This is a genomic window from Virgibacillus indicus (genome assembly GCF_002266285.1).
Lineage (GTDB): Bacteria > Bacillota > Bacilli > Bacillales > Amphibacillaceae > Virgibacillus_K > Virgibacillus_K indicus.
In genome coordinates, this window is sequence record NZ_NPMS01000027.1 from 1 (window position 1) to 1047 (window position 1047).

General features: G+C 41.4%; 1 protein-coding gene. It reads right to left on the minus strand.

All coding sequences use genetic code 11. From position 1 onward, the window contains the following. Positions 1 to 944 (minus strand): RNA-guided endonuclease InsQ/TnpB family protein (locus tag CIL03_RS20000; RefSeq protein WP_094887492.1); only part of this gene is annotated, 944 nt, incomplete at its 3' end. Positions 945 to 1047 lie beyond the last annotated feature (103 nt).

A 1047-nucleotide genomic window follows, 5' to 3' on the forward strand; every position in this document is an offset into this window, starting at 1 on the left:
TTGATTAGTAATCCGCCATTTCTTTCACATTTATAGGAAAGCATATTTCGAAACATTCCCCAACCGGCATCAGAAACAGATTTGGATAATCGTTTATTTTTTACCAATTGGCGAATATTCAAGTCTTCCACGGCAATAATCGAATACGCCTTTGCCAGATTGAAGCTTAATTTATGCAGGAAATCTCTGCGTTGGTTGGCTATTTTATCATGGAGTTTTTGGACTTTGATGACTTGTTTCATGTAGTTGGCTGATTCCCGCTTCAAATGGGAGAGTTTCTGCTGGGCTCTCTTCAATTTCTTCTCTGTTTGACGCAGGTATCTTGGGTTTTCATGGTAGCTGTTATCAGATAAAACGGCATATTTATTTAATCCAACGTCAATTCCAACTGCAAGGTCTCTGTTGATTGGTGCTGGGTATACTTGCCTCTCGACACAGAAAATAGCATACCAGCGTGTTCCTTGCCGTTTGATAATCAGTTGTTTGATGGTTCCGTCTATCGGGCGATGTAAGTGAATTGGAATGTCACCTAATTTGGAAAGCTGTAAATCTCCATTTGCGGCAAAAGATGCGGCATAACGATGATGTGGGTTTGGTTTGTGGCCGAATTGCGGGAAGGTCATGCTGTTGTAGTCTTTATATTTCTTTAGCTTCGGGTAGCGTGCTTCTTTGCGGAAGAATTTAATAAATGCATTATCAAGACGCCTGAAAACTTCCTGGAGTGGCTGGGAAGGCATTTCTTTTAGGTAGGTCCAAGACAATTTATCCCGTTTCAGTTGGGTTTGCATTGCAGACCGGCTGTACGATTCCTTTGATTTAGCGTATTTCCGTTGTTTATCCAAAAGAGCTGAATTGTAGGTTTGACGGCAATACGAAAGCCAAGTATCCAGTGTTTCCTTTTGTTCGTCTGAAGGAAAAATTTCATATTTTTGATTCAGCAGCATCAGCTTCACCTCTTACTTCCAGTATAGAACAAACGTTTGTGTTCGTCAAGCGTTTTGCTGCCGCAAATCGAAATTCATCTCCCCCTTACCACTGGGTTACACC